At 73.9% G+C, this 26669-nt stretch carries 26 protein-coding genes; 10 read left to right on the forward strand and 16 right to left on the reverse strand.

Going from position 1 to position 26669, the window contains the following annotated elements:
* Window positions 1-21 precede the first annotated feature (21 nt).
* From ACQPZA_RS34285 to ACQPZA_RS34300, 4 genes are all read left to right on the forward strand, one after another.
* A complete protein-coding gene (locus ACQPZA_RS34285) occupies window positions 22-1227 on the forward strand; it encodes an acyl-CoA dehydrogenase family protein (RefSeq protein WP_433276370.1) in 1206 nt (401 codons plus the stop codon).
* A gap of 164 nt (window positions 1228-1391) precedes the next feature.
* Window positions 1392-2453 (forward strand): GTP 3',8-cyclase MoaA, encoded by a 1062-nt coding sequence (gene moaA, locus ACQPZA_RS34290; RefSeq protein ID WP_433276372.1) that lies wholly within the window; start codon window positions 1392-1394, stop codon window positions 2451-2453.
* Between the two features lie 5 nt (window positions 2454-2458).
* Window positions 2459-2746 (forward strand): MoaD/ThiS family protein, encoded by a 288-nt coding sequence (locus ACQPZA_RS34295; RefSeq protein WP_433276374.1) that lies wholly within the window; start codon window positions 2459-2461, stop codon window positions 2744-2746.
* Window positions 2747-2862: 116 nt separating this feature from the next.
* Window positions 2863-3411, forward strand: coding sequence for a L,D-transpeptidase (locus ACQPZA_RS34300; RefSeq protein ID WP_169395480.1), 549 nt, complete (start codon window positions 2863-2865; stop codon window positions 3409-3411).
* 21 nt (window positions 3412-3432) lie between these two features.
* On the opposite strand, the gene ACQPZA_RS34305 is transcribed toward ACQPZA_RS34300, so the two are convergent.
* Complete coding sequence (locus tag ACQPZA_RS34305; RefSeq protein WP_169395479.1) at window positions 3433-4482, reverse strand: zinc-binding dehydrogenase; 1050 nt, start codon at window positions 4480-4482, stop codon at window positions 3433-3435.
* An 84-nt stretch (window positions 4483-4566) separates the two neighbouring features.
* Window positions 4567-5529, reverse strand: a complete 963-nt coding sequence (locus tag ACQPZA_RS34310; protein ID WP_433276376.1) for a P1 family peptidase — start codon at window positions 5527-5529, stop codon at window positions 4567-4569.
* Window positions 5530-5599: 70 nt separating this feature from the next.
* On the opposite strand from ACQPZA_RS34310, the gene ACQPZA_RS34315 reads away from it, so the two are divergent.
* Entirely contained in the window at window positions 5600-6322 is a 723-nt protein-coding gene (locus tag ACQPZA_RS34315; RefSeq protein WP_169395477.1) for a 2OG-Fe(II) oxygenase, read from the forward strand.
* Between the two features lie 106 nt (window positions 6323-6428).
* Window positions 6429-7088: an alpha-ketoglutarate-dependent dioxygenase AlkB family protein gene (locus ACQPZA_RS34320; RefSeq protein WP_433276377.1), complete on the forward strand. Its 660-nt coding sequence runs from the start codon at window positions 6429-6431 to the stop codon at window positions 7086-7088.
* Window positions 7089-7091: 3 nt separating this feature from the next.
* Here the strand turns inward: ACQPZA_RS34320 and ACQPZA_RS34325 are convergent, their stop codons facing one another.
* Complete coding sequence (locus ACQPZA_RS34325) at window positions 7092-7850, reverse strand: phytanoyl-CoA dioxygenase family protein (RefSeq protein WP_433276379.1); 759 nt, start codon at window positions 7848-7850, stop codon at window positions 7092-7094.
* A gap of 51 nt (window positions 7851-7901) precedes the next feature.
* Complete coding sequence (locus ACQPZA_RS34330; protein ID WP_433276381.1) at window positions 7902-8393, reverse strand: hypothetical protein; 492 nt, start codon at window positions 8391-8393, stop codon at window positions 7902-7904.
* Window positions 8394-8506: 113 nt separating this feature from the next.
* Between ACQPZA_RS34330 and ACQPZA_RS34335 the strand changes: the two genes are divergently transcribed.
* From ACQPZA_RS34335 to ACQPZA_RS34345, 3 genes are all read left to right on the forward strand, one after another.
* The gene (locus tag ACQPZA_RS34335; RefSeq protein WP_433276383.1) at window positions 8507-9190 is read left to right on the forward strand and encodes a response regulator transcription factor; all 684 of its coding nucleotides are present in this window, start codon (window positions 8507-8509) and stop codon (window positions 9188-9190) included.
* A gap of 5 nt (window positions 9191-9195) precedes the next feature.
* The gene (locus tag ACQPZA_RS34340; RefSeq protein WP_433276385.1) at window positions 9196-10491 is read left to right on the forward strand and encodes an ATP-binding protein; all 1296 of its coding nucleotides are present in this window, start codon (window positions 9196-9198) and stop codon (window positions 10489-10491) included.
* An 86-nt stretch (window positions 10492-10577) separates the two neighbouring features.
* On the forward strand, window positions 10578-10964 hold the full coding sequence (locus tag ACQPZA_RS34345) for a hypothetical protein (RefSeq protein ID WP_433276387.1): 387 nt from the start codon (window positions 10578-10580) through the stop codon (window positions 10962-10964).
* A gap of 87 nt (window positions 10965-11051) precedes the next feature.
* Here ACQPZA_RS34345 and ACQPZA_RS34350 read toward each other — a convergent pair whose 3' ends face one another.
* From ACQPZA_RS34350 to mftA, 12 genes are all read right to left on the reverse strand, one after another.
* Window positions 11052-11816 carry an SRPBCC family protein gene (locus tag ACQPZA_RS34350; protein WP_433276389.1) on the reverse strand — a complete coding sequence of 255 codons (765 nt, stop codon included), beginning with the start codon at window positions 11814-11816 and terminating at the stop codon, window positions 11052-11054.
* A 109-nt stretch (window positions 11817-11925) separates the two neighbouring features.
* Window positions 11926-12777 (reverse strand): FAD binding domain-containing protein, encoded by an 852-nt coding sequence (locus ACQPZA_RS34355; protein WP_433276391.1) that lies wholly within the window; start codon window positions 12775-12777, stop codon window positions 11926-11928.
* Complete coding sequence (locus ACQPZA_RS34360) at window positions 12774-15251, reverse strand: xanthine dehydrogenase family protein molybdopterin-binding subunit (RefSeq protein ID WP_433276393.1); 2478 nt, start codon at window positions 15249-15251, stop codon at window positions 12774-12776. The genes ACQPZA_RS34355 and ACQPZA_RS34360 overlap by 4 nt, the downstream gene beginning before the upstream one ends.
* Window positions 15252-15770 carry a (2Fe-2S)-binding protein gene (locus ACQPZA_RS34365; protein WP_169395470.1) on the reverse strand — a complete coding sequence of 173 codons (519 nt, stop codon included), beginning with the start codon at window positions 15768-15770 and terminating at the stop codon, window positions 15252-15254. It abuts the gene before it with no gap.
* 357 nt (window positions 15771-16127) lie between these two features.
* Entirely contained in the window at window positions 16128-17576 is a 1449-nt protein-coding gene (gene mftF, locus ACQPZA_RS34370; RefSeq protein ID WP_433276395.1) for a mycofactocin biosynthesis glycosyltransferase MftF, read from the reverse strand.
* A gap of 45 nt (window positions 17577-17621) precedes the next feature.
* Complete coding sequence (locus tag ACQPZA_RS34375) at window positions 17622-18776, reverse strand: alkaline phosphatase family protein (protein ID WP_433276397.1); 1155 nt, start codon at window positions 18774-18776, stop codon at window positions 17622-17624.
* Window positions 18777-18890: 114 nt separating this feature from the next.
* Entirely contained in the window at window positions 18891-19595 is a 705-nt protein-coding gene (gene mftE, locus ACQPZA_RS34380; protein ID WP_433276399.1) for a mycofactocin biosynthesis peptidyl-dipeptidase MftE, read from the reverse strand.
* On the reverse strand, window positions 19592-21586 hold the full coding sequence (locus ACQPZA_RS34385; protein WP_433276401.1) for a mycofactocin system FadH/OYE family oxidoreductase 2: 1995 nt from the start codon (window positions 21584-21586) through the stop codon (window positions 19592-19594). Before ACQPZA_RS34385 ends, mftE begins: the two co-directional genes overlap by 4 nt.
* A complete protein-coding gene (locus ACQPZA_RS34390) occupies window positions 21583-23547 on the reverse strand; it encodes a mycofactocin system FadH/OYE family oxidoreductase 1 (RefSeq protein WP_433276403.1) in 1965 nt (654 codons plus the stop codon). Before ACQPZA_RS34390 ends, ACQPZA_RS34385 begins: the two co-directional genes overlap by 4 nt.
* A gap of 29 nt (window positions 23548-23576) precedes the next feature.
* A complete protein-coding gene (gene mftC / locus ACQPZA_RS34395; RefSeq protein WP_433276405.1) occupies window positions 23577-24836 on the reverse strand; it encodes a mycofactocin radical SAM maturase in 1260 nt (419 codons plus the stop codon).
* Window positions 24837-25020: 184 nt separating this feature from the next.
* Entirely contained in the window at window positions 25021-25314 is a 294-nt protein-coding gene (mftB, locus tag ACQPZA_RS34400) for a mycofactocin biosynthesis chaperone MftB (protein ID WP_433276407.1), read from the reverse strand.
* Window positions 25304-25405 carry a mycofactocin precursor MftA gene (gene mftA, locus ACQPZA_RS34405; protein ID WP_169395464.1) on the reverse strand — a complete coding sequence of 34 codons (102 nt, stop codon included), beginning with the start codon at window positions 25403-25405 and terminating at the stop codon, window positions 25304-25306. Before mftA ends, mftB begins: the two co-directional genes overlap by 11 nt.
* A gap of 142 nt (window positions 25406-25547) precedes the next feature.
* Between mftA and ACQPZA_RS34410 the strand changes: the two genes are divergently transcribed.
* Window positions 25548-26645: a GNAT family N-acetyltransferase gene (locus ACQPZA_RS34410; protein ID WP_433276409.1), complete on the forward strand. Its 1098-nt coding sequence runs from the start codon at window positions 25548-25550 to the stop codon at window positions 26643-26645.
* Window positions 26646-26669 lie beyond the last annotated feature (24 nt).

The raw sequence follows: 26669 nt of genomic DNA on the forward strand, positions 1-26669 counted from the left end.
TGCTGTGGTTGGCTCCAGGCCGTGGACTTCGAACCCAGCGCCGTCGCTGCCGACCTCACGAAGCGCATGCGCGCGTTCCTCGACGAGAAGGTGCTGCCGGCCGAGGCGGGGTACGAGGCGTTCCGCGCCGAGCGCCGTGGCACCCCGCAGGAGTGGGACCTGCCGCCCGTGGTCGAGGAGCTGAAGGCTGAGGCCCGCGCCCGCGGGCTGTGGAACCTCTTCCTGCCGAGCGTCTCCGGCCTGTCCAACGTCGACTACGCCGCGGTGGCCGAGGTCTCCGGCTGGTCACCGGTGATCGCGCCCGAGGCGATCAACTGCCAGGCCCCCGACACCGGCAACATGGAGACCCTGCACCTGTTCGGCACGCCGGAGCAGCAGGAGCAGTGGCTCGCTCCGCTGCTGGAGGGCGAGATCCGCTCGGCGTTCGCGATGACCGAGCCCGACGTCGCCTCCTCGGACGCGAGGAACGTGCAGACCAGCATCCGGCGCGACGGCGACGAGTACGTGATCTCCGGCCGGAAGTGGTGGATCTCCGGGTCCGCCGACGAGCGCTGCCGGATCTTCATCGTGATGGGCAAGACCGACCCGGACGCCGCCGCCCACCGGCAGCAGTCGATGGTGCTGGTGCCCCGCGACACCCCGGGCCTGGAGATCGTCCGGCACCTGCCGACGTTCGGCTACCAGGACCAGCACGGCCACTCCGAACTACTGCTCCGCGACGTGCGGGTGCCTGTCACGAACCTGCTCGGGGAGGAGGGCGGCGGCTTCGCGATCGCCCAGGCACGGCTGGGACCGGGCCGGATCCACCACTGCATGCGCCTGATCGGGATGGCCGAGCGCGCCATCGACCTCATGGTGCGCCGCGCCCGCTCCCGTGTCGCCTTCGGGCGGCCGCTGGCCGACCAGGGCGTCGTGCGTGAGCAGATCGCACGGTCACGGATCGAGGTGGAGCAGGCCCGACTGCTCGTGCTCAAGACCGCCTGGCTGATCGACAGGTACGGCTCCAAGGGCGCGGCCACCGAGATCGCCGCGATCAAGGTGGTGTGCCCGCAGATCGCGTGCGGCGTGATCGACCGCGCGATCCAGATCCACGGCGGGGCCGGGATGAGCGACGATCTCCCGCTCGCCTACTTCTACACGTGGGCACGGGCACTACGGCTCGCCGACGGCCCCGACGAGGTGCACATGCGCACCGTCGCCCGCCAGGAGCTCGGACGGCACGACTGACCCCGGCGGGAGCACCGGACGAGGCTCACCTTTCAGGCAGTGACCAGGCCTGCGGCACCAGCAGGTACGGCGCTGATCGCTGATCCGTTCCGCAACTGCGGATTCCCGCAAAAGCCCAGATCACGGCCCCGTTTCCGCCCGTCTGGGACGGTTACGCTTGCGGTGTGACGGCATCCGAGCTAGGCCTCCCCGCAGTGCGGCGGCCCGTCTCCCGAGACCCGGCCCGCCCTGCCGACCCGCGCCTCGTCGACACGTTCGGCAGGGTCGCCACCGACCTGCGGATCTCGCTGACCGACCGCTGCAACCTCCGCTGCTCCTACTGCATGCCCGCAGAGGGCCTGGACTGGATGCCGCGCGAGGAACAGCTCACCGACGACGAGCTGATGCGGCTGATCACCATCGCGGTGCGCGACCTCGGCGTCGAGGAGCTGCGGTTCACCGGCGGCGAGCCGCTGCTGCGCCGGGGGCTCGAGGGCCTCATCGCGGCATCGGCGGCGCTGGAACCGCGCCCGGACATCTCGCTCACCACCAACGGCATCGGCCTGGCGCGCCGGGCGGAGTCGCTGGCTGCGGCCGGCGTCAACCGGTTGAACGTCTCGATGGACACGCTGCAGCAGGAGCGGTTCGCCACGATCACGCGGCGCGACCGGCTCTCCGACGTCCTCGACGGCCTCGCCGCCGCCCGCGCGGCCGGCCTCGGCCCCGTCAAGATCAACACGGTGCTGCTGCGCGGCATGAACGACGACGAGGCGGTCCCGCTCCTGCGGTTCGCCGTCGATCACGGCTACGAGCTGCGGTTCATCGAGCAGATGCCGCTCGACGCCCAGCACGGCTGGACGCGCACGGAGATGGTCACGGCCGGCGAGATCATGGAGCGCCTCCGCGAGGGCTTCGAGCTCACCCCCGACCCCACCGAGCGCGGCGGTGCGCCCGCCGAGCGCTGGCTGGTGGACGGCGGACCGGCCGTGGTCGGCGTCATCGCCTCCGTCACGCGTCCCTTCTGCGGAGCGTGCGACCGCACCCGCCTCACTGCCGACGGCCAGATCCGGTCGTGCCTGTTCGCGCGCACCGAGACCGACCTGCGGGCGATGCTCCGCAGCGGCTCCACGGACGCCGAGATCGCCGACGTCTGGCGCCAGGCCATGTGGGGCAAGCTCGCCGGACACGGCATCGACGACCCCGGCTTCCTGCAGCCGGACCGCCCCATGAGTGCGATCGGCGGGTGAGGAGGATGGCCGGGGTGTACGCCACCACCACGACGACGACCACGCGCGTCACCGTCCGCTACTTCGCCGCGGCCCGCGCGGCCGCCGGCACGGAGACCGAACCGCTGGAGCTGCCGGGCACGCCCACCGTCGACGACGTGGTCACCGCCCTCCGGGACCGGCACGGGGCGGAGCTCGCCCGGGTGCTCGAACGCTGCAGTTTCCTGCTCGACGAGTTCGCTGTGCGTGACCGGTCCACGCCGCTGTCCGACGGCGCCACGTTCGACGTCCTGCCCCCGTTCGCCGGGGGCTGAGCCCGCCGCGGTTGCCCACCGCGCACTGTCATGTTGATCACGTTTATCGGCCGTCACCTCGTCCCGAGATCCGCAGTTGAGCGGGTGATATCGGGGAGAGGCAGGCGTCGTCGTACATGGGTAGACACAGCAGGCAGAAGGTTCGCCCGTGGACGGGCGTCGGCCGGGTCGCGGTACTGACCGGAGCGGTGGGCGTGGGGGTGCTCGGACTCGCGTCCTCGCCCATGGCCGGCCTCGCCACGGCCGCCACCCCCGGCTCTCCCGCAGCCACCGAGGGGGCCACCCCGACCGGCGACGCGGCGGAGCTGGTGGACGGCACGCCATGCACCGTCACGGCCGAGGCGTGCGTCGACCTGGCCCACAACCAGGCATGGCTCATCCAGGACGGCCACGTCGTGCGCGGGCCGGTGCAGATCACCCACGGCGCCCCGGGACAGGAGACCCCTCCCGGCACGTTCACGGTGCAGCGCAAGGACCAGGACCACCGCAGCGCGGAGTACAACAACGCACCGATGCCGTACTCCGTGTTCTTCGCCCCCGGCGGGATCGCGTTCCACGAGGGCAGCTTGACGAAGCAGTCGGCCGGCTGCGTGCACCTGTCGCACGACGATGCGGTGGCGTGGTTCGACACCCTGCAGGTCGGCGACGAGGTGCAGATCCGCTGAGGCCCGTCGGGTCTGCGGCGGCTACCTCCTGATCACCACCTTGAGCGCGTTGTTCGCGCCCGCGTCCGCGAAGGTGTCGTAGGCCGACAGCATGTCGCCCAGCGCGAACTCGTGGGTGCCGAACAGCTCGCCGGCGATCTTCCCGGACTGCACGAGCTTCATGAGCATCGGCACGGTGGTGCCGTCGACCAGCCCGGTCGTGATCGTGATGTTCTTGATCCACAGATCCTCGAGGTGCAGCGTCGTGGGTGCGCCGTGCACACCCACGTTGGCGACCACTCCGCCGGGCCGCACCACGCGGGTGCAGAGGTCGAAGGTCTCCGGGATGCCGACGGCCTCGATCGCGACGTCGGCGCCGAGCCCGTCGTCGGTGAGGGAGCCGATCAGCGCCTCGACGTCGGCACCGCGTGAGTTGAGGACGTGGTCGGCACCGAACCGGGTGGCGTGCTCCAGCCGGGAGTCGGCGACGTCCACGGCGACCACCGTGGCGGCGCCCGCGAGCTGCGCGGTCTGGATCGCGGCCAGGCCGACCGGCCCCGCTCCGACGACCACCACCACGTCTCCCGGCTTCACCCGGCCGTTGCGGACGCCCACCTCGTAGCCGGTGGGCAGGATGTCGGTGAGGAACAGCACCTGCTCGTCGGTCACGCCGTCGGGCACCTTGTGCACGCTCGTCTCGGCGAAGGGCACCCGCGCGTACTCGGCCTGCGTGCCGTCGATCAGGTGGCCGAAGATCCACCCGATGCCGCCGGTGGCCTGGCAGTGGCTCGGTGTCCCGCGCTTGCAGTAGGCGCAGCGCCCGCAGGACGTGATGGCGGGGACGATCACCCGGTCGTCGACCTTGAGGCCGGTCACCGCCGTGCCGACGGCCACGATCGTGCCGACCGCCTCGTGGCCGAGGATGCGGCCCTGTTCCACGGTGGGCACGTCACCCTTGAGGATGTGCAGGTCCGTCCCGCAGATCGTCGTCGTGTCGATCTGCACGACGACGTCGGTCGGGTCCACCGGCTTCGGATCGGCGACGGTGTCCCAGGACTTCTGACCCGGACCGTGGTAGACGAGCGCCTTCATCGGCTTCTCCTCGCGACGGAGCGCCGCCACGGCTGTGACGGACGGCGCTCACCGACGCTAGGCCGCTCGCGTCGGCTCATCGTCTCAATCTGACACGGCGCCGCCGACCGCCGGGACGGTGTGCGCGGCGAGCAGCGCGTGGGCGACCGCACGGGAGACCACGTCGGCCGCGGCGGCGTGCAGCGTGCCGAACGCGAGTGGCGCGGGGGCCGGCCGGGTGGCGACGGAGAGCCCGAAGACCACGGCATCGTCGGAGGCGGTCTCCGACGGTGCCAGCGCGCGGGTGAGCCCGTCGTGGCCCATCGTGGCGAGCCGCGCGCAGCCCGCCTTGTCGAGGGTGACGTCGGTGGCCACCACCGCGAGCGTCGTCGCCGGACCCGCCGCCGGTGGTGGTGGCTCGGGCTGATCGACGACGGGGTCCGCGAACTCGCCCGGCAGCCCGGCCCGCGCGCCGTGGAGCGTCCGCGACACCGGGTCGACGGCCGACCCGACGGAGTCGACGACGACGAGCGCGGCCACCACGGACCCGTCGTCGAGTATCGCGCTCGCGGTGCCCACACCGCCCGGCAGGCCGCCGGCGACCGCGCCCGTCCCCGCTCCGACGGATCCCTGGGCGACCGCCCCGTCGGCGGCGGCGTCGAACGCGGCGGCGCCGGTGGGGCCGTCCGGCCGGGACCCGGGACCACCACCGCGGCCCAGGTCGGGCACGGTGGCGGCCGGCACGATCGGCACCACACCGCCGGGCACCGCGAACCCCGCCGCCGCCTCCTCCAGCCGCTGCATCACGCCGTCCACCGCGGCCAGCCCGTACGCGCCGCCACCGGTGAGCACGACGGCGTGCACCCGCTGCACGGTCCGGACCGGGTCGAGCAGATCGGTCTCGCGGGTGCCCTGTGGGGCGCCGCGGACGTCCACTCCGCCGACGGCCCCGTCCGGCGGGGCGACCACGACAGTGACGCCGCTGCGCGCTCCCGCCCCGGGTGCGGATGCGTGTCCGACCCGGAGGCCCGGCACGTCGGTCAGTGCGTTGTGCGGTCCGGTGCGCATGAGCGGTCATCCTGATCCCCGTGGCCGTTTCCCGCCAGCACGGGGTCCGCGGACCGGTGACAGTGGAACCATGAGCACCGCAGCACCGGAAGGCACCCGGGACCGGCTGGACGGCCTGGACTGGGCGGCGCTGCAGGAGCGCCTCGACGTCGACGGCGTCGCCACCACCCCGCCGCTGCTCTCACCCGGGCAGTGCGCCGAGGTGGTTGCGATGTTCGACGAGGACGAGCGGTTCCGCAGCACGGTCGTGATGGCCCGGCACGCGTTCGGCGAGGGCAGCTACCGCTACTTCGCCGACCCGCTCCCGCCACTGGTCCAGACGCTGCGCGAGCAGCTCTACCCGCCGCTGGCCACCGTCGCCAACCGGTGGGCCGGGCTGCTCGGCGAGCGCACGTTCCCCACCACGCTCGACGATCTGCTGGCCGAGTGTGCGGCGCTGGGTCAGCACCGGCCCACCCCGCTGGTGCTGCGCTACGGCCCGGGCGGCTACAACTGCCTGCACCAGGACGTCTACGGCGACCTGACGTTCCCGCTGCAGTTCCTGGTGATGCTGAGCCGTCCCGACGAGGACTTCACCGGCGGCGAGAGCGTGTTCGTCGAGCAGCGCCCCCGCCAGCAGTCCCGCCCGGTGGTGCTGCGGCCCCGGCAGGGCGAGGCGGTGATCTTCCCGGTGCGCAACCGGCCGAAGCTCGGCTCGCGCGGCCACCACCGGGTGCAGATGCGCCACGGCGTGAGCGCCGTGCACAGCGGGAACCGGCACGTGCTGGGCATCATCTTCCACAACGCGCGTTGACAGTGGGCACACTGGAGGGCGTGTTCCGCTCGCCGGGTGTGGTCCTCGCAGGGTCCACGGGGTCTGTGACGACCACGGCGAGCGCGCGGAAGGAGCGGGAGTCGTCGTGTCCGCCGCGCTGATCCCCCGGGAGCGTCGGGTGCTCGCCCCGGGCGCGGTGCACGTGCCCGACTGGCTCGACCTGGACCGGCAGCGCGAGCTGGTCCGCGCGTGCCGGGAGTGGGCGAGCGAGGGGCCGGGCATCCGCGCGGCGGTCATGCCGAACGGCGGGCAGATGTCGGTGCGCAGCGTCTGCCTCGGGTGGCACTGGTACCCCTACCGCTACTCCCGCACCCGCGACGACCAGGACGGCTCGCCCGTGACGCCGTTCCCCGGGTGGCTCGGCGACCTCGGCCGCGACGCCGTCGCCGACGCGTACGGCGATCCCGACCGCGCCCGCGGCTACCGGCCCGACATCGCGCTGATCAACCACTACGACGACGGCGCGCGGATGGGGCTGCACCGCGACGGCGACGAGCAGTCACCCGAGCCCGTCGTCTCGTTGAGCATCGGCGCGCCGTGCCTGTTCCGCTTCGGCAACACCGAGAACCGCGGCCGCCCGTGGACCGACGTGGAGCTGCACTCCGGCGACCTGGTCGTCTTCGGCGACGAGAGCAGGCTGGCCTACCACGGCGTGCCGAAGCTGCTGCCCGCGTCCGACCTGCCCGACACCGGACTTGCCGCAGGACGGCTCAACATCACGCTCCGGGTCTCGGGGCTGGCCTGACGGTCACGCCAGCGCGTCGTGCACGGCCCGTTCCACCGGTGAGACGGGGTGCTCGAGATCGAACTCGCCCCTCGGCAGGAGGGGCGGCTGGGCCATGAACCGCGGCCTCGTGCCGCGGTGGGGCTGCGCGGAGTGCACGAGGAACGGGTGGCACAGGTAGACGTCCCCCGCCGCCCCGGTGGCCACGACCTCCGGCCGGTGCTCGGTGGCCGGCACCACCTCGCGGGCGAACGCGAAGAACTCCGCACCGTCGTCGCTGTGCGGCGCGAGCAACCGGGCGGCGTCGAGGTGCGAACCGGTCCGCACCCGGGTGGGCGCGTCGTCGGGGCCGACGTCGGAGAACAGGAACAGCATCAGCAACGCGCGCCCGCGCGACCGGACGTTCAGCCGGTAGCCGCCTGCCGGGTCGGCGAAGCTCCCCTCCACGTGCCAGCCGTCGTCGCCGGGCGGGTCGGGGTGCGGGAACCGGACGGGGAAGGTGCCGAGGCCCCCCTGCGGAAGCCAGCGCGCGGCGCCCACCAACTGGTCGAACGCGGCGTGCAGCAGCGGCGTGTTGGCGGCGGCGCGGAACGGCTCCTGGGTGAAGTGGTCGAGCCGGATCACCGGACGTGTCCACGTGGTGGCGTCCTCCGGATCGCAGCCCGTGGCCTTCCACAGCACGGCCCGGCCCGCATCGGCCAGCTTCCGCGGAAACGCGCCCTCGACGTGCACGAGGCCGTCGTGCACGAAGCGGTCGATCTGTTCGTCGGTCAGCCCACGCACGGCGTCACTGTGCAGGAGCGGGGCCGCCCCCAGCCACCTGAATTCCGAGGCTCAGTCGTCATCGTCATCGTCATCGCCCTGGACCTCCACCGCACCGACCGGCCGGCCGCCCTGGCAGCTCAGCTGCACCGCGACCGTCGTGTCCTCGGACTCGAACCGCATGCGCGATCCCTCGCGCTCGTCGTCGAGGCGGAAGCCCTGGGCCGGACTGGCCGAGACGATCTCGACGGCGCTGCCCGTGCACCGGGCGACGATCGTGCCACCCGGACTCGTGACGACGTCGGCGACGGCGGCGGCGGCTGAGTCGGACGGCGGGAACGGCGGGTCTGTCGGGGACGGCGGGGCAACCGGCGCCGAGGCCGGCACCGCCCGGGCGGCCGCGAGCGCCTGGTCCACCTGAGACGGCGTGAGCGCCTGCTGCCCGCGCCCGAGGATGCCGGTGCCGATCGCGCCGACCGCGCTCATCCCCACCAGCGTCGCGACGACCACGGCCGCCGTCCACGCGAGCGCGACCAGTGCTGTTCGCGTGCGCGGGGAGCTCATGCGATCAGCCTGCCGGGTCGTGGGTTAAGACGCTCCTAAGACCGCACTAGGAATGAGCTGCCGGGGCGCCGGACCGTGGTGCGGTGATCGCCGGCTGTTCTACGGTGCAGCCGGTGGCCCAGGTACTTCTCATCGAGGACGATCCGGCGATTCGCGGCGCGCTGATCCGCGGCCTGACCGAGCGCGGGCACGCGGTCGACTCGGCCGCCGCCGCGCTGCCCGGTCTCGAGTCGGCCGTGACGAACCGGCCCGACCTGGTCGTGCTCGATCTCGGGCTGCCCGACCTCGACGGCACGACCGTGCTCCGGATGCTGCGTGGTGTGAGCGCGGTGCCGGTGATCGTGGCGACCGCACGCGACGACGAGTCCGAGATCGTGGCCGTACTCGACGCCGGCGCCGACGACTACCTGGTCAAGCCGTTCAGCGCCGCGCAGCTCGACGCCCGCATCCGAGCCGTGCTGCGCCGCAGCGGGGACGCCGTGGCCGATCCGGCGGTCGTGGTGGGCGGGCTGCGGGTGGACCCGCGGGCGCGCGAGGCGAGCCTCGACGGCGTCGCGCTCGACCTCACGCCCCGCGAGTTCTCGCTCCTGCACTACCTCGCGGCCCGCTCCGGCCAGGTCGTCAGCAAACGTGAGCTGCTCACCGAGGTCTGGCAGCTGCCCTACGGCGGCGCCGACAAGACCGTCGACGTCCACCTGTCCTGGCTGCGCCGCAAGCTCGGGGAGACCGCCCAGGAGCCGCGCTACCTGCACGCCGTGCGCGGCGTCGGCGTGCGGATCTCCGCACCGCAGGGCTGAGCGACATGCGCCGCCGCATCCTCACCCTCGTCGGGGCGACGACGTCGCTGGTACTGATCGCCTTCCTCGTGCCGCTCGCCCTGCTGCTGCGCACCGTCGCCGCCGACCGGGCGGTGCAGGCCGCCACCGTCGAGGCGCAGTCACTCAGCTCGCTCGTGGGCACGGCCGACCGCACCTCCCTCGCCCTCACCGTCCAGCAGCTCGACGCCCCGTCACCCGACGCCATCACCGTGTTCCTGGCCGACGGCACCGTCCTCGGCACCCCGGCCGAGCGGACCCCGTTGGTCGAGCTCGGAGCGCTCGGCACCAGCAGGTCCGCGGTGGTGGACGGGGGCCGGGAGATCGTCGTCGCGGTCCGCGACCAGGCGGGCGAAGCCGGGGTGATCCGCTCGTTCGTGCCCGACGCCGAGCTCAGCCGAGGCGTGCCGGGGGCGTGGCTGCTGCTCGGAGCGCTCGGGGTGGGTCTGCTGGGCCTCAGCCTCGCCGTCGCCGACCGGCTGGCCCGCTCCCTGGTCCGGTCCACCACCGACCTCGCCGCGGTCTCCCACCGCCTCGCCGGCGGCGACCTGGCCGCGCGCGCCGACCCCACCGCACCCGGCGAGCTCGGCGTGGTCGCCGAGGCACTGAACGGCCTTGCCGGCCGCATCGCGGAGCTGCTGCGTGAGGAACGCGAGACCGTGGCCGACCTCGCCCACCGCGTCCGCACCCCGCTCACCGCGTTGCGCCTGGACGCCGAAGCCCTCCCGGGACAGCAGGACGCGGCCCGGATCGGCGCCGGGGTCGACGCGGTGCAGCGCGCGGTCACGCAGGCGATCGAGCAGGCCAGGCGGCGCGGCAGCGGGCCAGGCGCGGGCCGCATCGGCAGCGACGCCGCCGCCGTGGTGCGGGAGCGGGTGGCGTTCTGGGCGGTGCTGGCCGAGGACACCGATCGGGAGACGACGGTCGAGATCACCCCGGGCCCGCTGCCGGTGGCGCTGGGCGCGGCCGACCTCGGCGCCTGCGTCGACGCGCTGCTGGGCAACATCTTCGCCCACACCCCGGACGGCACGTCCTTCGTGGTACGGCTCGCGCCCCGTCCCGGAGGCGGCGCCGTCTTCGTGGTCTCCGACGCCGGACCGGGGCTCCCGGACGGGGCGACCGTACGGCGTGGCGCCAGCGGTGGCCGCTCCACGGGTCTCGGGCTCGACATCGCCCGCCGCAGTGCGGAGCAGGCAGGTGGCCGGCTCGTGCTGGGCCGCTCCGCCCGTGGCGGGCTGGAGGTCGTGCTCGAGCTCGGAGGCCTTCAGGGCCCACCGGCCTAACGCGGTGTTAGGGCTGTGGCAGCGCGCCTCTAGGCCGGTGATCGACACCGTGATGTCGGCAAGCACCACGACCCTGAGGAGCAGAAATGTCCACGCCCCGCATCGTCATCGGTACGGCCGCCGCCGTCGCCACCCTGTTGATCGGTGGTACCGCGTTCGCTGTCGCGAGCACGGACTCCCCCACCCCCGTGCGGACCGCCACCGCCGACTCCGGGATCGGCGGCCCGGCGATCCCGACGCCGACCCCGACCAGCCCCGCGCCTGCTCAGCCCACCGTCCCGGGCGAGCTCTCCCGCACGGACGTCGACGACGACAGGTGTGACGACGACCGCTGGGACGACGACAACCGGGACGACCTGTGGGACGACGACCGGCGCGACGACCACCGGGACGACGACAGTCGGGACGACATCGGGCGGGACGACGACGGGCGGGACGACGACGGTCGGGACGACGACCGCTGGGACGACTGACCGGGAGGTGAGCCGGCCGGCCGCGGCCTGTGCTGCACGCTGACGAGGGCAGGCGACCTGGTCGCCTGCCCTCCGTCGGGAACGCGCTCAGCTGGAGCGGCTGCGCCGGATCAGGAAGATGATCAGCAGCAGCAGGAGGCCGCCGGCCACCGGGGCCACCCGCTTCAGCACCGGGGCACCCGCCGTGTCGAGCAGGTCGATCGCGTCGACCTCGCTGCGCAGGGACGGCGCAGGGGTCTTCGGCGCCGGGGTGGACTGCGCGGGAGTGGTGGGCGCGGTCGCCAGCACCGGGCCCTTGGCCGCCGTGGCGGTGGCCGTGGCAGGCGCCGCGGAGCCGTTGGTGCTGCCACCGCCGGCGGCTGCGGCCTCGGCACCGGCGGACGCCGGCGCGGACGACCCCTCGACCTCGGGCGCGAGCTTGCTGGCCACGCACGCCGAGAACTGCCCGATGATCTTGTCGGCGACGTCCGAGATGACGCCGCGTCCGAACTGCGCCGGGCGGCCGGTGATCGTCATGTCGGTCGCCATCGTGACCGCGGTCCGGGTGGGCCCGTCGGCCGTCATCGTGCCGGTGACGGTGGCCTTCGCCGTGCCGTTGCCGCGCGAGTCACGCCCGTTGGCCTCGATGACGACGACGTGGTTCTCGTCGTCGCGGCTGATGTAGGTGCCCTTGCCCTTGTAGGTCAGCGAGATGGGCCCGAGCTTCACCTTGACGGTGCCGGTGAACGAGTCGCCCTCGTACTCCTGGAGCGTGGCACCCGGGAAACACGGAGCCACCGTCTCGGGTGTGTTCAGCGCCTCCCACGCCTTCTCGATCGGCGCTTCGATCGTGAACTTGTTCTCCAACTGCATGAGTCGTCTCCTTCTCGGACCCCTGGCCGGCGAACCGCCGAGGGGCGTAAAGCCGTGGACGCCCGCTCCCGGGTGCTCGGAGCAGGCGTCCACGGTGGAACGATGAACGTCAGCCCACGGCCGCCAGCACCGCCCGGCCGGTGAGCACCTTGGCCAGGTGTTCACGGTAGTCGGCGGCCGCATCCGCGTCACTTGGAGCGGATGTGCCCTCCGTGACGTGGTCGGCGGCGGCGCGCACCGCGTCGGCGGTGGCAGGCTGACCGACGAGCGCCTGCTCGACGCCGGTGGCGCGGATCGGCGTGGTGCCCATGTTCGTCAGCCCGACCCGGGCCTCCGCGATGGTCCCACCCTCGACCCGGATGGCCGCCGCGATGGCGACCATCGACCAGGCCTGCGCGGTCCGGTTGAACTTCTCGTAGTGGCTCCCCCAGCCCGTGTACTTCGGGAACCGGATCTCGGTGAGGATCTCGCCCTCGCCGATCGCCGTGGTGAAGTAGTCCACGAAGAACTCGCTCGCCGGCACCGTGCGCGTGCCGTCCGCACCGGCGATCACCAGCTCGGCGTCCAGCGCCAGCGCCACGGCGCCCAGGTCACCGGCGGGGTCGGCGTGGGCCAGCGAGCCGCCGAGGGTGCCCCGGTGGCGCACCTGGCCGTCGGCCACCGTCTCCGTGGCCTGGGCGAGCAGCCTGACGTGCTGCTTCACCAGGTCGTCCCGAATGACGTCGTAGTAGGCGGTCATCGCACCGATCGCGATGCGGTCGCCGTCCTCGCGGATGCCCCGCAGCTCCGGGATCCCCCCGAGGTCGATCAGCACCGACGGCGTCGCGAGCCGCAGCCGCAGCACCGGGATCAGGCTCTGGCCGCCGGCCAGGATCTTGGCGTCGTCGCCGCCGTCGCGCAGCGCCGTGATGGCCTCGGCCACCGACGACGGCTTGACGTAGTCGAACTTGGACGGGATCACTGGACCTCTCCCTGAGGGTTGTTCGGGTCGATCGAGCCCAGACCGGCACCCGGCGAGTGGGTGTCGACCGGGGTCTCCTGGGTGGAACGCCCCTGTGCGTCCTGGAGTGCCCGCCACACGCGCTGCGACGTGCACGGCATCTCGACGTCGCGGACGCCGAGGTGGCGCAGCGCGTCGAGCACGCCGTTCACGATCGCGGGCGTCGAGGCGATCGTGCCCGCCTCGCCGACGCCCTTGACGCCGAGCGGGTTCGACGTGGCCGGGGTGCTCACCGTGCGGGTGTCGAAGCTCGGCAGGTCGGCCGCCGAGGGCAGCGTGTAGTCGACGAACGTGCCGTTGACCAGCGTGCCCTGGTCGTCGTAGTTGGCCTCTTCGAACAGCGCCTGCGCGATGCCCTGGGCGAGGCCGCCGTGCACCTGGCCCTCGACGATGAGCGGGTTGACCACGTTGCCGATGTCGTCAACGCAGACGTACTTGCGCAGGTCGACGTGCCCGGTCTCGGTGTCGATCTCGATGGCCGCCAGGTGCGTGCCGTGCGGGAACGAAAAGTTCTCCGGGTCGTACACGGCGTCGGAGTCGAGCGAGGGCTCCATGTCCTCCGGGTAGTCGTGCGCCATGAACGCGGCGAACGCGATCTCCTGGATCGACCTGCCCTTGTCCGTGCCGCGGACGGTGAAGTTGCCACCCGCGAACTCGATGTCGTCCTCGGACGCCTCGAGCAGGTGCGCCGCGATCTTCTTGGCCTTCGCGATGACCTTGTCGGCGGCCTTCACGATCGCGATGCCACCGACCACGAGCGAGCGCGAGCCGTAGGTGTCGAGGCCCTTCGGTGAGATCTGCGTGTCGCCGTGCAGGACCTCGACGTCCTCGAACGGCACGCCCAGCTGGTCGACGACGATCTGGCTGAACGCCGTCTCGTGGCCCTGGCCGTGCGCCGAGGCGCCCGTGATCACCTCGACCTTGCCGGTGGCGAGCATCCGGATGCTCGCGGCCTCCCAGCCGCCCGCGCCGTAGGACAGCGAACCCAGCACCCGCGAGGGCGCGAGACCGCACATCTCGGTGAACGTCGAGATGCCGATCCCGAGCTGGACGGGGTCGCCCGAGCGCCGCCGCTCCTCCTGCTCACGACGCAGGCCCGCATAGTCGAACAGCTCCATCGCCTGCTGCGTGGCCTGCTCGTAGTTGCCCGAGTCGTAGGTCAGCCCGCACACCGTGGTGAACGGGAACTCCTCGTGCTTGATCCAGTTCTGCTCGCGCAGCTCCATCGGGTCGCGGCCGAGCTCGACGGCGAGCTCGTCCATGATCCGCTCGACGGCGAACGTGGCCTCCGGCCGCCCGGCGCCGCGATAGGCGTCGGTCAGCGTCTTCGTGGTGAAGACGTTGGTGCACGTGAACCTGTAGGCCGGGAACTTGTAGATCGCGTTGAACATGAACGCGCCGAGGATCGGCACGCCCGGACCGACCAGGCCGAGGTAGGCACCCATGTCGGCCAGTAGCTTGACGTCCAGGCCGGTGACCGTGCCGTCCTTCTTCGCCGTGATCGTGATGTCCTGGATCTGGTCGCGGCCGTGGTGGGCGGCGAGCAGCGACTCCGAGCGCGTCTCGCTCCACTTGACGGGCTTGCCCAGCTTCTGCGCGAGTGCGACGACGAGCATCTCCTCGGGCAGCACACCGATCTTGCCCCCGAAGCCGCCGCCCACGTCCGGGGCGATGACCCGCAGCTTGCTCTCGGGCACCCCGAGCGTGACCGTCGTCATCGTCCGCAGGATGTGCGGCACCTGGGTGGCCGCGTAGAGGGTGATCTGCTCGCCGGTCGGGTCGCACACCGCGGACCGCGGCTCCATGAACGCCGGGATCAGGCGCTGCTGGCGGAACCGGCGCCGCACGACCACCTGGTCGGGGTCGGCCTCGGCAGCCGAGATCGCGTCGCTGACACTCGTGCCGGTGCCGGCCTCGCCCGAGTCGAACACCCAGGTGGCGTTCTCGTTCGTCCCCAGGTCGGGGTGGACGAGGGTGGCGCCGTCGGCGAGTGCGGCCTCCATGTCGAGCACGGGGTCGAGCGGCTCGTAGTCGATCTCGACGAGGTCGGCGGCGTCGCGGGCCTCCGCGGGGCTCCGGGCGACGATGACGGCCACGCCCTCACCGGCGAAGTGCACGGTGCCGGTGGCGAGCACGGGACGCTGCGGCGCCTTCATGTCCGGGGTGACCGGCCACGCGCAGGGTAGGCCGACCCCCTCGAGGCCCAGGTCGGCGGCCGTGTAGACGCCGACGACACCCGGAGCCTGCTCGGCCTCGGACTTGTCGACGCCCGTGATCGTCGCGTGCGCGAGCGGTGAGCGGACAACGGCGATGTGCAAGGTGCCCGACGGCGTGATGGCGTCGGTGTAGCGGCTGCGGCCCGTGATGAGACGGGCGTCCTCCTTGCGGGGTCGGGCCTTTCCGAACTCGACGGTGGGTTCCGCGGTCGCGGTCATCTAGTCGCCCCCTCCGGCCACGGACACCGGCGACTGCACGTCGGCCTGGGCGCCCGGCTTCATCTTCTCCGCGGCGCTCTGGACGGCGCGGACGATGTTCTGGTACCCGGTGCAGCGGCAGAGGTTGCCCTCGATGCCCTCGCGCACCTCCTGCTCGTTGGGGTCGGGGTTGTCCCCGAGCAGGTCGATGGACTGCATGATCATCCCCGGCGTGCAGTAGCCGCACTGCAGCGCGTGGCACTCGTTGAAGGCTTCCTGCACCGGGTGCAGCTTGCCGTCACGCGCGATGCCCTCGATCGTCGTGACCTCGGCACCATCGACCTGGACGGCCAGCACGGAACAGGACTTCACACTCTGCCCGTTCAGGTGGACGGTGCAGGCTCCACAGTTGCTGGTGTCGCACCCGACCAGGGTGCCCGTCTTGCCGAGGCGTTCCCGCAGATAGTGGACCAGCAACGTGCGGGGCTCGACGTCGTCGGCGTACACCACGCCGTCGACCGTGACCCGGACCTGTGCCATGAGATCTTCTCCTCAACCGCGACCACGGTGTCGTATCGCGCCAGCATGTCTTCCGGAGGGCCGGCCGAGGTGGTCGCACCACCATCCGGGCCGCCACGCCGTTGTGGCGGCGACCACATCACACCCCTGTTGATCCGGCGGCGCAACGGGTCCCCTTCCGACCGGTATACCCACCCGCAGGTGACCTCGGGGCGAACAAATCACTCACCAGGCCTTCCCTCCGCGGATGCGGCGCAATATCGCACCCCGGAAACGCATCGGCAGACCGGGTGAGCGGTTGGTCTCACCCATCCGGATTACTCCCGACGGACGGCTGCATCCACCGGCAACGGTGGTCCGTCGTGGTCCGAAGATCCGCTACGACCCCGTACCGACCGGCCGGAGCGGTTCCGTCGTGCGGTGCCGCAGTGCGCCCCACCACAGGCCGGTGCCGTACGCCAGGTCGTCGAGCCGGTGCGCCACCAGGTGCCCGAGCAGCCCTGGTCGCACGGACGCGTCCCGGCCGCGGTGGCGCCACCAGTCGACGATGCCCTCCGCCACCGCAACGGCCGCCACCGTGCGCCGCGCCCGCCGCGACAGCAGGCACGCGGCGAGCGACACGGGCCAGTAGTGCCGCGTCACGCCGTCGGCCGTCTGTGCCACCGTGCCCACCGCACCCATCGCGATCAGCCGGGCCGCCGTGGCGCGCGGACGGCGCACCGGCAGCTTCCGCGCCAGCCGCTGCGCCGCCGCGGCGCTCACCGCCACCGCAGCAGCCGCTGACCACGGGGTGCCCACCAGCACCAGCGCCCCGACCGCCGCCGACCACGGGCTGAGCACCATCGGCGGCACGGAACCGGGGTGCGCCACGGCGAGCGGCGCCGCACCCGTGCCGTAGTAGGCCTTGCGCAGCCACCAGGCCGCCGGCGTGGTCCGGTGGTCGTGCGCGACCCGGGCGGCCGGCTCATAGCGCAGCCGCCAGCCGGCCTCGTGCATGCGCAGCACCAGGTCGACGTCCTCGGCCACCCGCATCCCGTCGTCGAAACCGGGCCCGACCGCGGTGCGGCGCACGAGCACGGCGGCGCTCGGCACGTACGCGACGCGCGAGCGCGGCACCACCAGCGCCGGGTCCGGACCAAGGTCCAACGATGACCGGACGGCCTCGTACCGGGCCAGCAGCCCGTCGATCCGCGACAGGGGTCCCGGGGGCAGGGCGACGATCCGCGGCGCCGCGAGCCCGACCGCGGGATCGGCGAAGAGCGCCAGCAGCGGCTCCAACCAGCCGGGCAGGGGCACCACATCGGAGTCGAGGAACGCCACCAGCGCAGTGGTCGCCGCGGCGAGCCCCGCGTTGCGGGCGGCGGCCGGGCCGAGCGGCCGCTCGTGGCGGAGCACCCGCGCACCGGCGGCGGCGACCCCGCCGACCCCGTCCGCGTCCACCGACCCGTCGTCCACGACGATCACGCCACCCAGGCCGCCGGGCAGAGCGGCGAGGAGCCGGCGCAGGCCGTCGACGCGGTCCTTCACCGGCACCACCACGGTGACGTCGCAGGCGGACGGCACGTCGCCGCCGGGAACGGCCACCGGGTGGGCCATCCCGGCGTCCACCAGAGCCCGGGCCAGCCGCGCCGAGGCCTCGTCGCCCACGGTGCAGATGCCGTCCGCGGCGAGCAGGTCCCGGGCCGCCCGGGCGAGGCGCAGCATGCGCGGCGGCGCGCCCCCGAACATGACCTCGCCGTCGTCGACCGTCCACACCCTCCGGTCGAGGGCGATCCGGAACCCCGCGGGAAGGCGTGTCCGGGCCGGGCCGGCGGGTACCTCGATCACGGCGCCGATCGTGTCACGGCCAGGGGCGCCGCCGCGGTGAGGCGGTCAGGCCGGGCGCGCGACCAGCAGCGGCACGACCTGCTCGGCCACGGTGAGGGAGCCGTGCTGGCCCGGCAGGCCCGCGAGCACGGGCTCGGCCACCGAGCGGACCACGGCCGTGCCGCCGCGGGCGGCGACCACGACGTCCCCGATCCGGTTGCGCATGCGCTGGTCGACCCGCCCGAACCAGCCTTCGGCGACGGCCTGCTCGCCCGGTACGACCCAGGCGCCGTCGCCGAGGACCGCTCGCCACGCGGCCAGCACGTCGTCCTGGGCGCCGGGCTGCACGTAGACGTGCCGCGACCGGGGGTCGCCGCCCAGCAGGTCGACGCCGGAGCGCAGCGCCGGGTCGGTGTCGGCGTCGACGACCCGGTCGACCCGGACCATCCCGTGGTCGCCGGTCACCACCAGCATTCCGTCGGGCGGGAGATGCTCGGCGACCAGCGCGGCCAGCCGGTCGACCTGGCTCAGCTGCAGCCGCCACGGCAGCGTCCCCGGTCCGTACAGGTGACCCAGGGCGTCGAGGTCGGCGTGGTAGCCGTAGACCAGCCGCCTGCCCTGGCCCGCGAGCGCCCCGATCATCTCGGCGGCGAGGTCACCGAGCGCGTACGTGCCCGCGTACCGCCCGCCGCGCAGCGCCGCGCGGGTGAGGCCCGAACCGCCGAACTCCGCCTTCGACACCACCGTGACCTCGACGCCCGCGGCCGCCGCCCGCTCGAACACCGTGGTGCTCGGCTGGATCTCCTCGGGCGGCCGCCGCTCCCGCAGGTCGACGGGCTCCGGCGTCCCGACCGACCGCCACTGGAGGGTGTCGAGCAGCTCGTCGGGGGCGGTGCGGAAGGAGATGCCGAGCATGCCGTGCGCGCCCGGTGGCAGGCCGGTGCCCAGCGAGGTGAGGCTGATCGACGTGCTGGACGGGAAGCCGACCGTGAGCGGGCCGGCGTCGGACAGGCCCGCGAGGAACGGCGCGTCGGCGGCGTGCGTGCGGAGGAGTTCGCTGCCGAGCCCGTCGACCAGCAACAACGCGACGGCCGGGGCCGGGGCGAGCTCCAGGCCCGGCTGCCCGGGTGCCTCGCCGGGCACACCGAGCGCGGTGAGCAGAGCGGGCAGCACTTCGGCGAGCGAACGGTGCCCGTACACGGGCAGGACGGGATCGGTCACGACGTCCAGCATCGCACCGCGGGGGCGCCCCGATCCCCGGCCGCCCGTTGCAGCAAAGCCACTTTCATGCAGCCACGTTGCGTCAAAGTGGCTTTGCTGCAACCCCGGGGGAGCTCAGCTCAGCGCGCCTCGGGAGGTCGGGGTCCAGTTCTCGACGGCGCTGCGGAGGCGGGCGGCCATCTCCGTCAGCAGCCGCTCGCCCTCCTGCGCGGTGGCGCCGGCCGGGTCGCCCAGCACGCCGTTCGGGCTCACGGCGGCGACGCCCCCGCTGCGCAGGTCGGCGAGCAGGTCGGTGAGCGGGGCGGTGTTGCCCGCCGCCGCCTCGTCGAGACGGACGAGCCCGGGGGCCAGTGCGAGCAGCAGCGACGTCTCGGTGCGGCCGGCGTGGGCGTCGCCGCCCGCCACGCCGCAGCCGAACCACGCCGCGTCCCGGCCTTCGGCGCGCAACTGCACCACGGCGTCGGAGACGGTGGGGAGGTTGCCGCCGTGACCGTTGACGAACACCAGCCGAGCGGCCCAGCGGCCGGCCGAGCGGCCCAGCTCGACCAGCACCGCGCGCAGCGCCTCGTGCCCGATGGAGAGCGTCCCGGGGAACGCCTCGTGCTCGCCCGACGCGCCGAAGGCCAGCGCGGGCGCCACCAGCACACCCGGCGCTGCGTCGGCAGCGCGGCGGGCGACGGCGGCGGCGACGCGGGCGTCGGTGTCCAGCGGCAGGTGCGGGCCGTGCTGCTCCAGCGACCCGACGGGGACGAGAAGCGTGTGCCGCGCCTCCAGCTCGGTCCAGGTGCGGCTGCCCAGCGAGCCGGCGGACGGGTTCACAGCGCGACTCCGATGCGGTGGCCCTCACGGACGGCGGCGGCGGCCCGGCGCGGGGCGAGGCAGTCGCCGATCCGGTGCACCGGAACGTCCTGCCCGCGCAGCGCCCGCCACAGCGCGTCCTCCGGTTCCGGTGGTACGGCGGTCACGACCCAGTCGTACCCGATCTCGGTGACGGCATCGACGGCGTGGTCGAGCACGGTGAGCACCACGCCGGACCGGGCGGGCGCCGCGGCGAGCACGACCCGGTCGGTGGTCATCGTGATCCCGGCGGCGTGCGCGCGGCGGTGGAACAGCTCCATGTCGAGCGTCAGGCCGAGGTCCTGGCCGACCACCATCGCCGGAGTGGCGATCTCCACCGCGCAGCCGGCCGCCACGAGGTGCTCGGCCACGGAGGTGGCCGGGTGGAAGCCCAGCTCGTCGTACACGAGCACGGAGCCCGTCGGCGCCACGCGGCCGGACAGCACGTCCCGCACGTCGGCGACGCGCGCAAGCGAACCGGCCCACGCCGGACGGGCCGGGCGGGCGCCGGTCGCGAGCACCACGGCGTCGGGCCGCTCGCGCTCGACGAACGCGGCGTCCACGGTGACGCCGGTGCGGATGTCGACGCCGTCGCACTCGGCGAGCAGGTCCCGCACCACCGCCGCGAACCCGGCTCGCCCCGGCGTCGACGCGGCCACCGCCACCTGCCCGCCTGTCCGCTGTTCGCGCTCGCACAACGTCACCCGGTGCCCCCGCGCCGCCGCGGTGGCCGCGGCGCTGAGCCCGGCGGGGCCCCCACCGACGACGAGGACGGCCCGGCCGCGCCGCAACGGGCGACTCGCCCACGGAATTTCGGCGACTCGCGCGCCGGAAACGGGCGACTCGCGGGGGATGCGGGGCGGGGGCAGCGCCACCGCCTCCTGCCCCGCCCGCGGGTTCACCAGGCACCCCAGCGACTGGTTGAGCCCCACCCGCCCGGCACACTCCTGGTTGCACCCCACGCACGTGCGGCCCGGCCGTCCGCTGCGGGCGTGCGCGGCGAACTCCGGGTCGGCGATCTGTCCGCGGACGACCCCCACCAGGTCGCAGTGGCCCTCGGCCAGCGCGCGGGCGGCGTCGGCGGGGTCGGTGAACCGGCCGACCCCCACCACCGGCAGCGCGACGGCCGCCCGGATCGCGGCCGCGACGGGCAGCGCGTACCCGGCACGCACCGGCATCGGCGGCTCGACCAGGTGCAGCGTGGCGGTCGCGACGCCGACCGAGGTGTTCAGGTAGTCGATCCGGCCGTCCGCGGCCAGCAGCTGTGCCGTGGCCACGGCCTCGGCGAGCGTCGTGCCGCCGGGGATCCCCTCGTCACCGCAGAGCCGCACCCCGAGCACGCGCCGCGGGCCGATCGCCTCGCGCACCGCGGCGAGCACCTCCAGGACGATCCGCGCCCGCCCGGCCAGGTCACCGCCGTAGCGGTCGGTGCGCCGGTTCGTGAGCGGGGAGAGGAACTGCCGCAGCAGCGACGCCTGCGAGCACTGGATCTCGACCCCGTCGAAGCCGCCGGCGGCGCAGTGGCCCGCGGTGCGCGCGTATCCGGCCACGACCTCGCGGATCTCCGCTGCCGTGATCTCCTTCGGGACCTCGCGGAACAGCGGGTCGGCCACCGGCGATGGCGCCAACAGCGGCCGTCGCGAGTACAGGCCCGACGACTGCCCGCCGTTGTGGTTGAGCTGCGCGAGCACCGGGACGCCGTGGGCGTGCACGGCCGCTGTGAGCCGCCGGTAGCCGGGCACGGCGGCCGGATCGTGCCCGCGCAGCAGCTTCTCGTAGGGCCGGTCGTCCGGGTGCACCGAGTGCTCCTCGGTGACGATCAACCCGGCCCCGCCCGCGGCACGTGCCGCGTAGTAGGCGGCGTGCCGCTCGGTGGGCAGCCCGTCGAGCGCGCTGCCCGTCAGATGCGCGCAGAACACGATCCGGGTGGGCAGCGTCAACGGCCCCACCCGCAGCGGTGAGAAGAGCGTCATCCTGATGCGCCGACCGTGAACGCGGCACGGCGGCCCTCGAGCACGGCCTCGTGCACCGTGCGGGGCGCGACGCAGTCCCCGGCCCGCCGCAGCTGCGGCCGGGCCCGCCACAGCTCGTCGGCGGGCAGCCGGTGGCCGCAGTCGATGACCACCGCGCAGCCGATCTCGCGGCGCGCGCCGGTCCAGACGTGCTCCAGCACCGCCCGCCCGTCGCGCACGTCGAGCAGCCGCGTGCGCAGCTCCCGCACCACCCCCGCGCGCTGCAACCGGATGTTCGCCGGGACGAGGTCGCCGGTGCGGGCCAGCTGGACCCCGGCCACCTGGTCCGGGGTGACGAGGACGGCGGCCCGTCCCGCGGCCGCGACCTGCTCGGCGATCCCGACGCCGGTCGCGTCCCCGACCGGGTCGTGCACCACCACCGTGCCTGTAGGCCGGCGCGCCAGCACCGCCGCCGTCGACCCGGCCGCCAGCACGGCGGACTCGAAGGCGGCGGCGTCGAGGAAGACGGCGTCGAGGACGGCCGGCCCCCCGATCGGCGACTGCGCCGGGCGCGAACCGGTGGCGAGCAGCACCGCCTCTCCCGCGCGCTCGGCCGCGTCGAGCAGCGCCGGATCGGCCTCGGCGCCCAGCTCCACTGCCACCCCCAGGCGCGCCAGCTCGCGCTCCCACCACGGCACGAGCAGACCCATCCGCGCCCGGCCGGGCACCGCGGCGGCGAGCCGCAGCGCGCCGCCGAGCCGGCCGTCCCGCTCGAGGAGGCGCGCCCGGTGCCCGCGCAGCGCCAGCACCCGCGCCGCCTCCATCCCGGCCGGTCCCCCACCGACCACGACGGCGGCGCGGCTCACGGCGTCGGTGCCCTCGACGGGCGGGTCCTCGGTCTCGTGCCCGGCACGGGGCTCGGCGTCGTCGGAGACGACCGGGTTGCGCGGGTCGCGGACCGCGGTGCGCGCGTTGGACAGCGTGCACGGGCGGATCCGCTCCGCCGTCCCGGCCCGGACGTGCCTCACCAGGTCCGGCTCGGCGATCTGCGCTCTCGTCATCTCGACGAGATCGGCGACGCCCTGGTCGAGTGCCTGCTGTGCGGACGCCGGGTCCACCACGCTGCCCTGCAGGACGACGGGGACGGCCACGGCGGTGCGCACCCGCGCGCAGAGCCCGCGGTTGAAGCCGGGCTCCTCGTGCATGTCGGGGCGGGTCGCCCAGACCGACAGGCCCGACCCACGAACCGGCACCAGGTAGTCGACGGTCCCGGCGACCGCGCCGGCCACCGCGGTCCCCTGCTCCGGGGTGATCCCGGCCCACGGGGCCAGCTCGTCGCAGCACAGCCGCAGCCCCAGCACGCCGTCCGCGCCGAGGCCGGCCCGCACCGCCGTGAGCACCTCCCGGAGCAGGCGGACGCGGTCGGCGCCGTAGGTGTCGCGGCGGCGGTTGGTGAGCCCGGACAGGAACTGGCGCAGGATCGAGTGCTGGCCGGCGGCGACCTCCACGCCGTCCAGTCCGGCGGACACGGCGGAGGTTGCCGCCGCGGCGAACCCGGCGACCAGCGCGTCGATCTCGGGCTGCTCGACCACCATCGGCACCTCGCGGGTGCCGGGGTCGGCCACCCCGGACGGCGCCCAGAGCGCCTGCTGCCCGTACGCGGAGCTGCCCTGCCCGCCCGAGTGCCCGAGCCCGGCGAGCACCAGCGAGCCGTACGGGCGGCACGCCTGCGCGACCGCCGCCCAGCCGGGCCCGGCGTCGGCGGCGAGCGGCGCCCGCTCGTAGGGCCAGTCCGACCCGTGCACGCTCGCCACCTCGGTGACGATCACCCCGGCCCCACCGGCGGCCCGCCGGGCGTAGTAGGCGACGTGCCGCGATGAGATCTCCCGGCGCCACGCCAGGTTCGTCTCGTGCGGCCCGAACAGCACCCGGCTGGGCGCCGTGCGTCCGCGCAGCACGACCGGCCCGGCCAGCCGTGGCACGTGCGCCTCCGACGTGGGCCGGATCGAGGTCAGCTCCCGGCCACCGGGACCCGCAGGCGCGAGTCGGAGGCGTCGCCGGGCATCCCGGCCAGCGGGCTCGTCTCGCAGGCGCGGTCCGGCTGGGCCGCGGGTCCGGTGCCGGCACCGGCCCGGCTCGGCATGCCGATCTGCACCGGCACCGGACCGCGGGCGTTGCGCGGCGCCGAGCGGGAGTGGTCCACGTCCGACCGCGGGACCAGGGTGCTCCCGTCGCGCGCGGCGAGCGCCTCCTCGCCGAACCCGCGCACGCACTCCGGGTCCGGACCGTCCAGCGGCAGGCCGGTGAAGAACTTGGCCGCCATGCAGCCGCCCTGGCAGGAGTCGTAGAAGCCGCAGCTGCGGCACGCGCCGCCGGTCTGCGGCTGACGCAGCTGCGCGAACAGCTCCGAGTGCTGCCAGACCTGCTGGAACCCGCCCGGCGACCGGACGTTGCCCGCGAGGAAGTTCTCGTGGATGGCGAACGGGCACGCGTAGACGTCCCCGACCGGGTCGATCAGGCAGACCACGCGCCCGGCGCCGCACAGGTTGAGCCCGGGGAGGGACTCGCCGTACGCGGAGAGGTGGAAGAAGGAGTCGCCGGTCAACACACCCTCGCCGTGCGCGACGAGCCAGTCGTAGAGCTGACGCTGCTGCCCCGCGGTGGGGTGCAGCTCGTCCCAGACGTCGGCGCCACGCCCGGACGGCCGCAGCCGGGTGATGCGCAGCTGCGCTCCGAACCTGTCCGCGATGGCCTTGAAGTCGTCGAGCTGGTCGACGTTCTGCCGCGTCATGACGACACTGATCTTCGGCTGGGCGAACCCGGCCGCCGCGAGGTTCTCCAGAGCCCGGATCGCCGTGGCGTACGAGCCGGGGCCCCGCACGTGGTCGTTGACGTCGGCGGTGGCGCCGTCAAGGGAGATCTGGACGTCGACGTAGTCGGTGGCCGCGAGCTGCCGGGCCCGCTTCTCGTCGAGCTTGATCCCGTTGGTCGAGAACTTCACCCCGACGTCGTGGCCGACCGCGTAGTCGAGCAGCTCCCAGAAGTCGGAGCGCACGGTCGGCTCGCCACCGCCGATGTTGACGTAGAAGACCTGCATCCGCTGCAGCTCGTCGATCACGCCCTTGGCCTCTGCGGTGGTCAGCTCCCGCGGATCCCGGCGTCCCGACGACGACAGGCAGTGCACGCACGCCAGGTTGCAGGCGTAGGTGAGCTCCCAGGTGAGGCAGATCGGTGAGTTCAGGCCGTACTGGAAGTGCTCGACCAGTTTCACTGCGACTCCGTCTCTACGACGTCTAGTGCGGTGGCCACGAACGTTGCCGGGTTGATCGCGGGATCCAGGTGGTTCCTCGCAAGGCGCCGTCCGCAGCTCATACCGGGGTATTTGCCAGGACGGCAACGCCGCGAGGGGCCGCCTGGGCCAGCGAGGAACCCGGTGGACGTTTGTGGCCGCCGCACTAGGACCGCTGCTCGATGGTGCCGTTGGCGGCCAGGCCGGCCAGGGCGCGCAGGTACGCCGGGCGCTGCGTGTCCTCCACGTCGGCCGCGTCGATCGCGGCGTGCACGGAGTGGTGCTGCTCCAGGCCGGACACGACCGCGACCAGCTGCGGCGTCTTCAGGAACGACAGCCTGCGGGTGCCGAAGTGGTAGACGAGCGCCCCGAACGGCTCGGGGCGCAGCGCCACCCGCGGACTGCAGCGGTAGGCGCGGTCCGGGTCGAACGGGTCGCTCGGGGCGGGGTCAGTAGACACCGCACATGCCGTCGATCGAGACCTCCTCGACGAGCATCTCCTCGACGACGGGCTCCTCGGTCGCGGACTCGGACTGCTCGATCGGGGGCATGGAAGGCCTCCTGCCGTCGACGGGGTTGTCCGCCGCACGTTAATTGGCACCCGGTGCCAATGACAAGGCTCGGCGGCATCCCGTCCCGGTTTCCGGCACGGCGGTCCCGCTCCCGAGCCGCGCAGGCGGCATGCTGCCTACCGTGCCCGGTCCCCTCCTGCACCTGACCACGCCCGCCGAGTGGCGGTCCGCCCTCGCCGCCGGCGCGATCGCGCCGGCCTCCCTCGCCGACCTCGGGTTCGTCCACCTGTCCACGCCGGAGCAGGTGGCGCTGCCGGCCGGGCGGCTCTTCCGCGGCCGCACCGACCTCGTGCTGCTCGTGCTCGACCCCGACCGCATCGTCGTCCCGGTCCGCTTCGAGCCCGGTCTGCCGACCGATCCGCCCTCGATGCGCTTCCCGCACGCCTACGGTCCCGTGCCCACCGCGGCCGTGCTCGCCGTGCTGCCGTACCGCCCGCAACCGGACGGCGGGTTCGACGCTCCCGAGCTCGGGCCCGTCGGCCCCGGTTGGCGCCACGGCGTCCTCGAACCGTCGGTGCTGCGGAGAACGGCCACCGCCGAGGTGCCCGTCACGGGCGGGGTCGCCGTCCGCACCGCGGCGGTCCCCGCGTCACCGGCACACAACCAGCTGCTGGTGAACGGCCGGGTGGACGCGGCTGCGGTAGACGCCGACGCCGACCGCGTCCTCAACGGCACGGCACAGCGCTGGGCCCTGCTCTCCGGAGCGCACCTGGCGGACACGGCAGCCGGGCTCGCCGGCCGCGGCTGGGAGGTGCAGGAGATGGTCGGGATGGCGGCGCCCGCGGGCGGGGAACCGGTCGCGCGCGTCGAGCAGGTCGACGCCGAGGCGTTGCGCCCGTTGATCGACGCCTCCTGGCGGCGCGACCTGCCCGGCATCCGCGACGAGGAGATCACCCAGGCCGTCGACGGACGGCGACTCGAGGAAGCCGTCGTCGACGTCCGTTACCTCGCCGTCCCCGCCGGTGGGGAGCTCGTCGCCTCGGCCGTCCTCGCGATCGACGGCGGCACCGCCCTGCTCGACGCCGTGAGCACGGAGCCGGAGCATCGCAGGCGCGGGCACGGCGACGCCCTGCTCCGCACGGCGATGGCCATGGCGGCACAGGCCGGCTGCGACCTGGTCGTCCTGAACGCGGCCGTCGACGACTGGACCAGGCACTGGTACACGCGCCGCGGCTTCGCCGAGGTCGGGCGCTCCTGGTCGGCCCGGCTCACCACGTGAGGGCGGCGGCCACGACCTGCCCCG

It is taken from the genome of Pseudonocardia xinjiangensis (genome assembly GCF_050948425.1).
Taxonomy (GTDB): Bacteria; Actinomycetota; Actinomycetes; order Mycobacteriales; family Pseudonocardiaceae; genus Pseudonocardia; species Pseudonocardia xinjiangensis.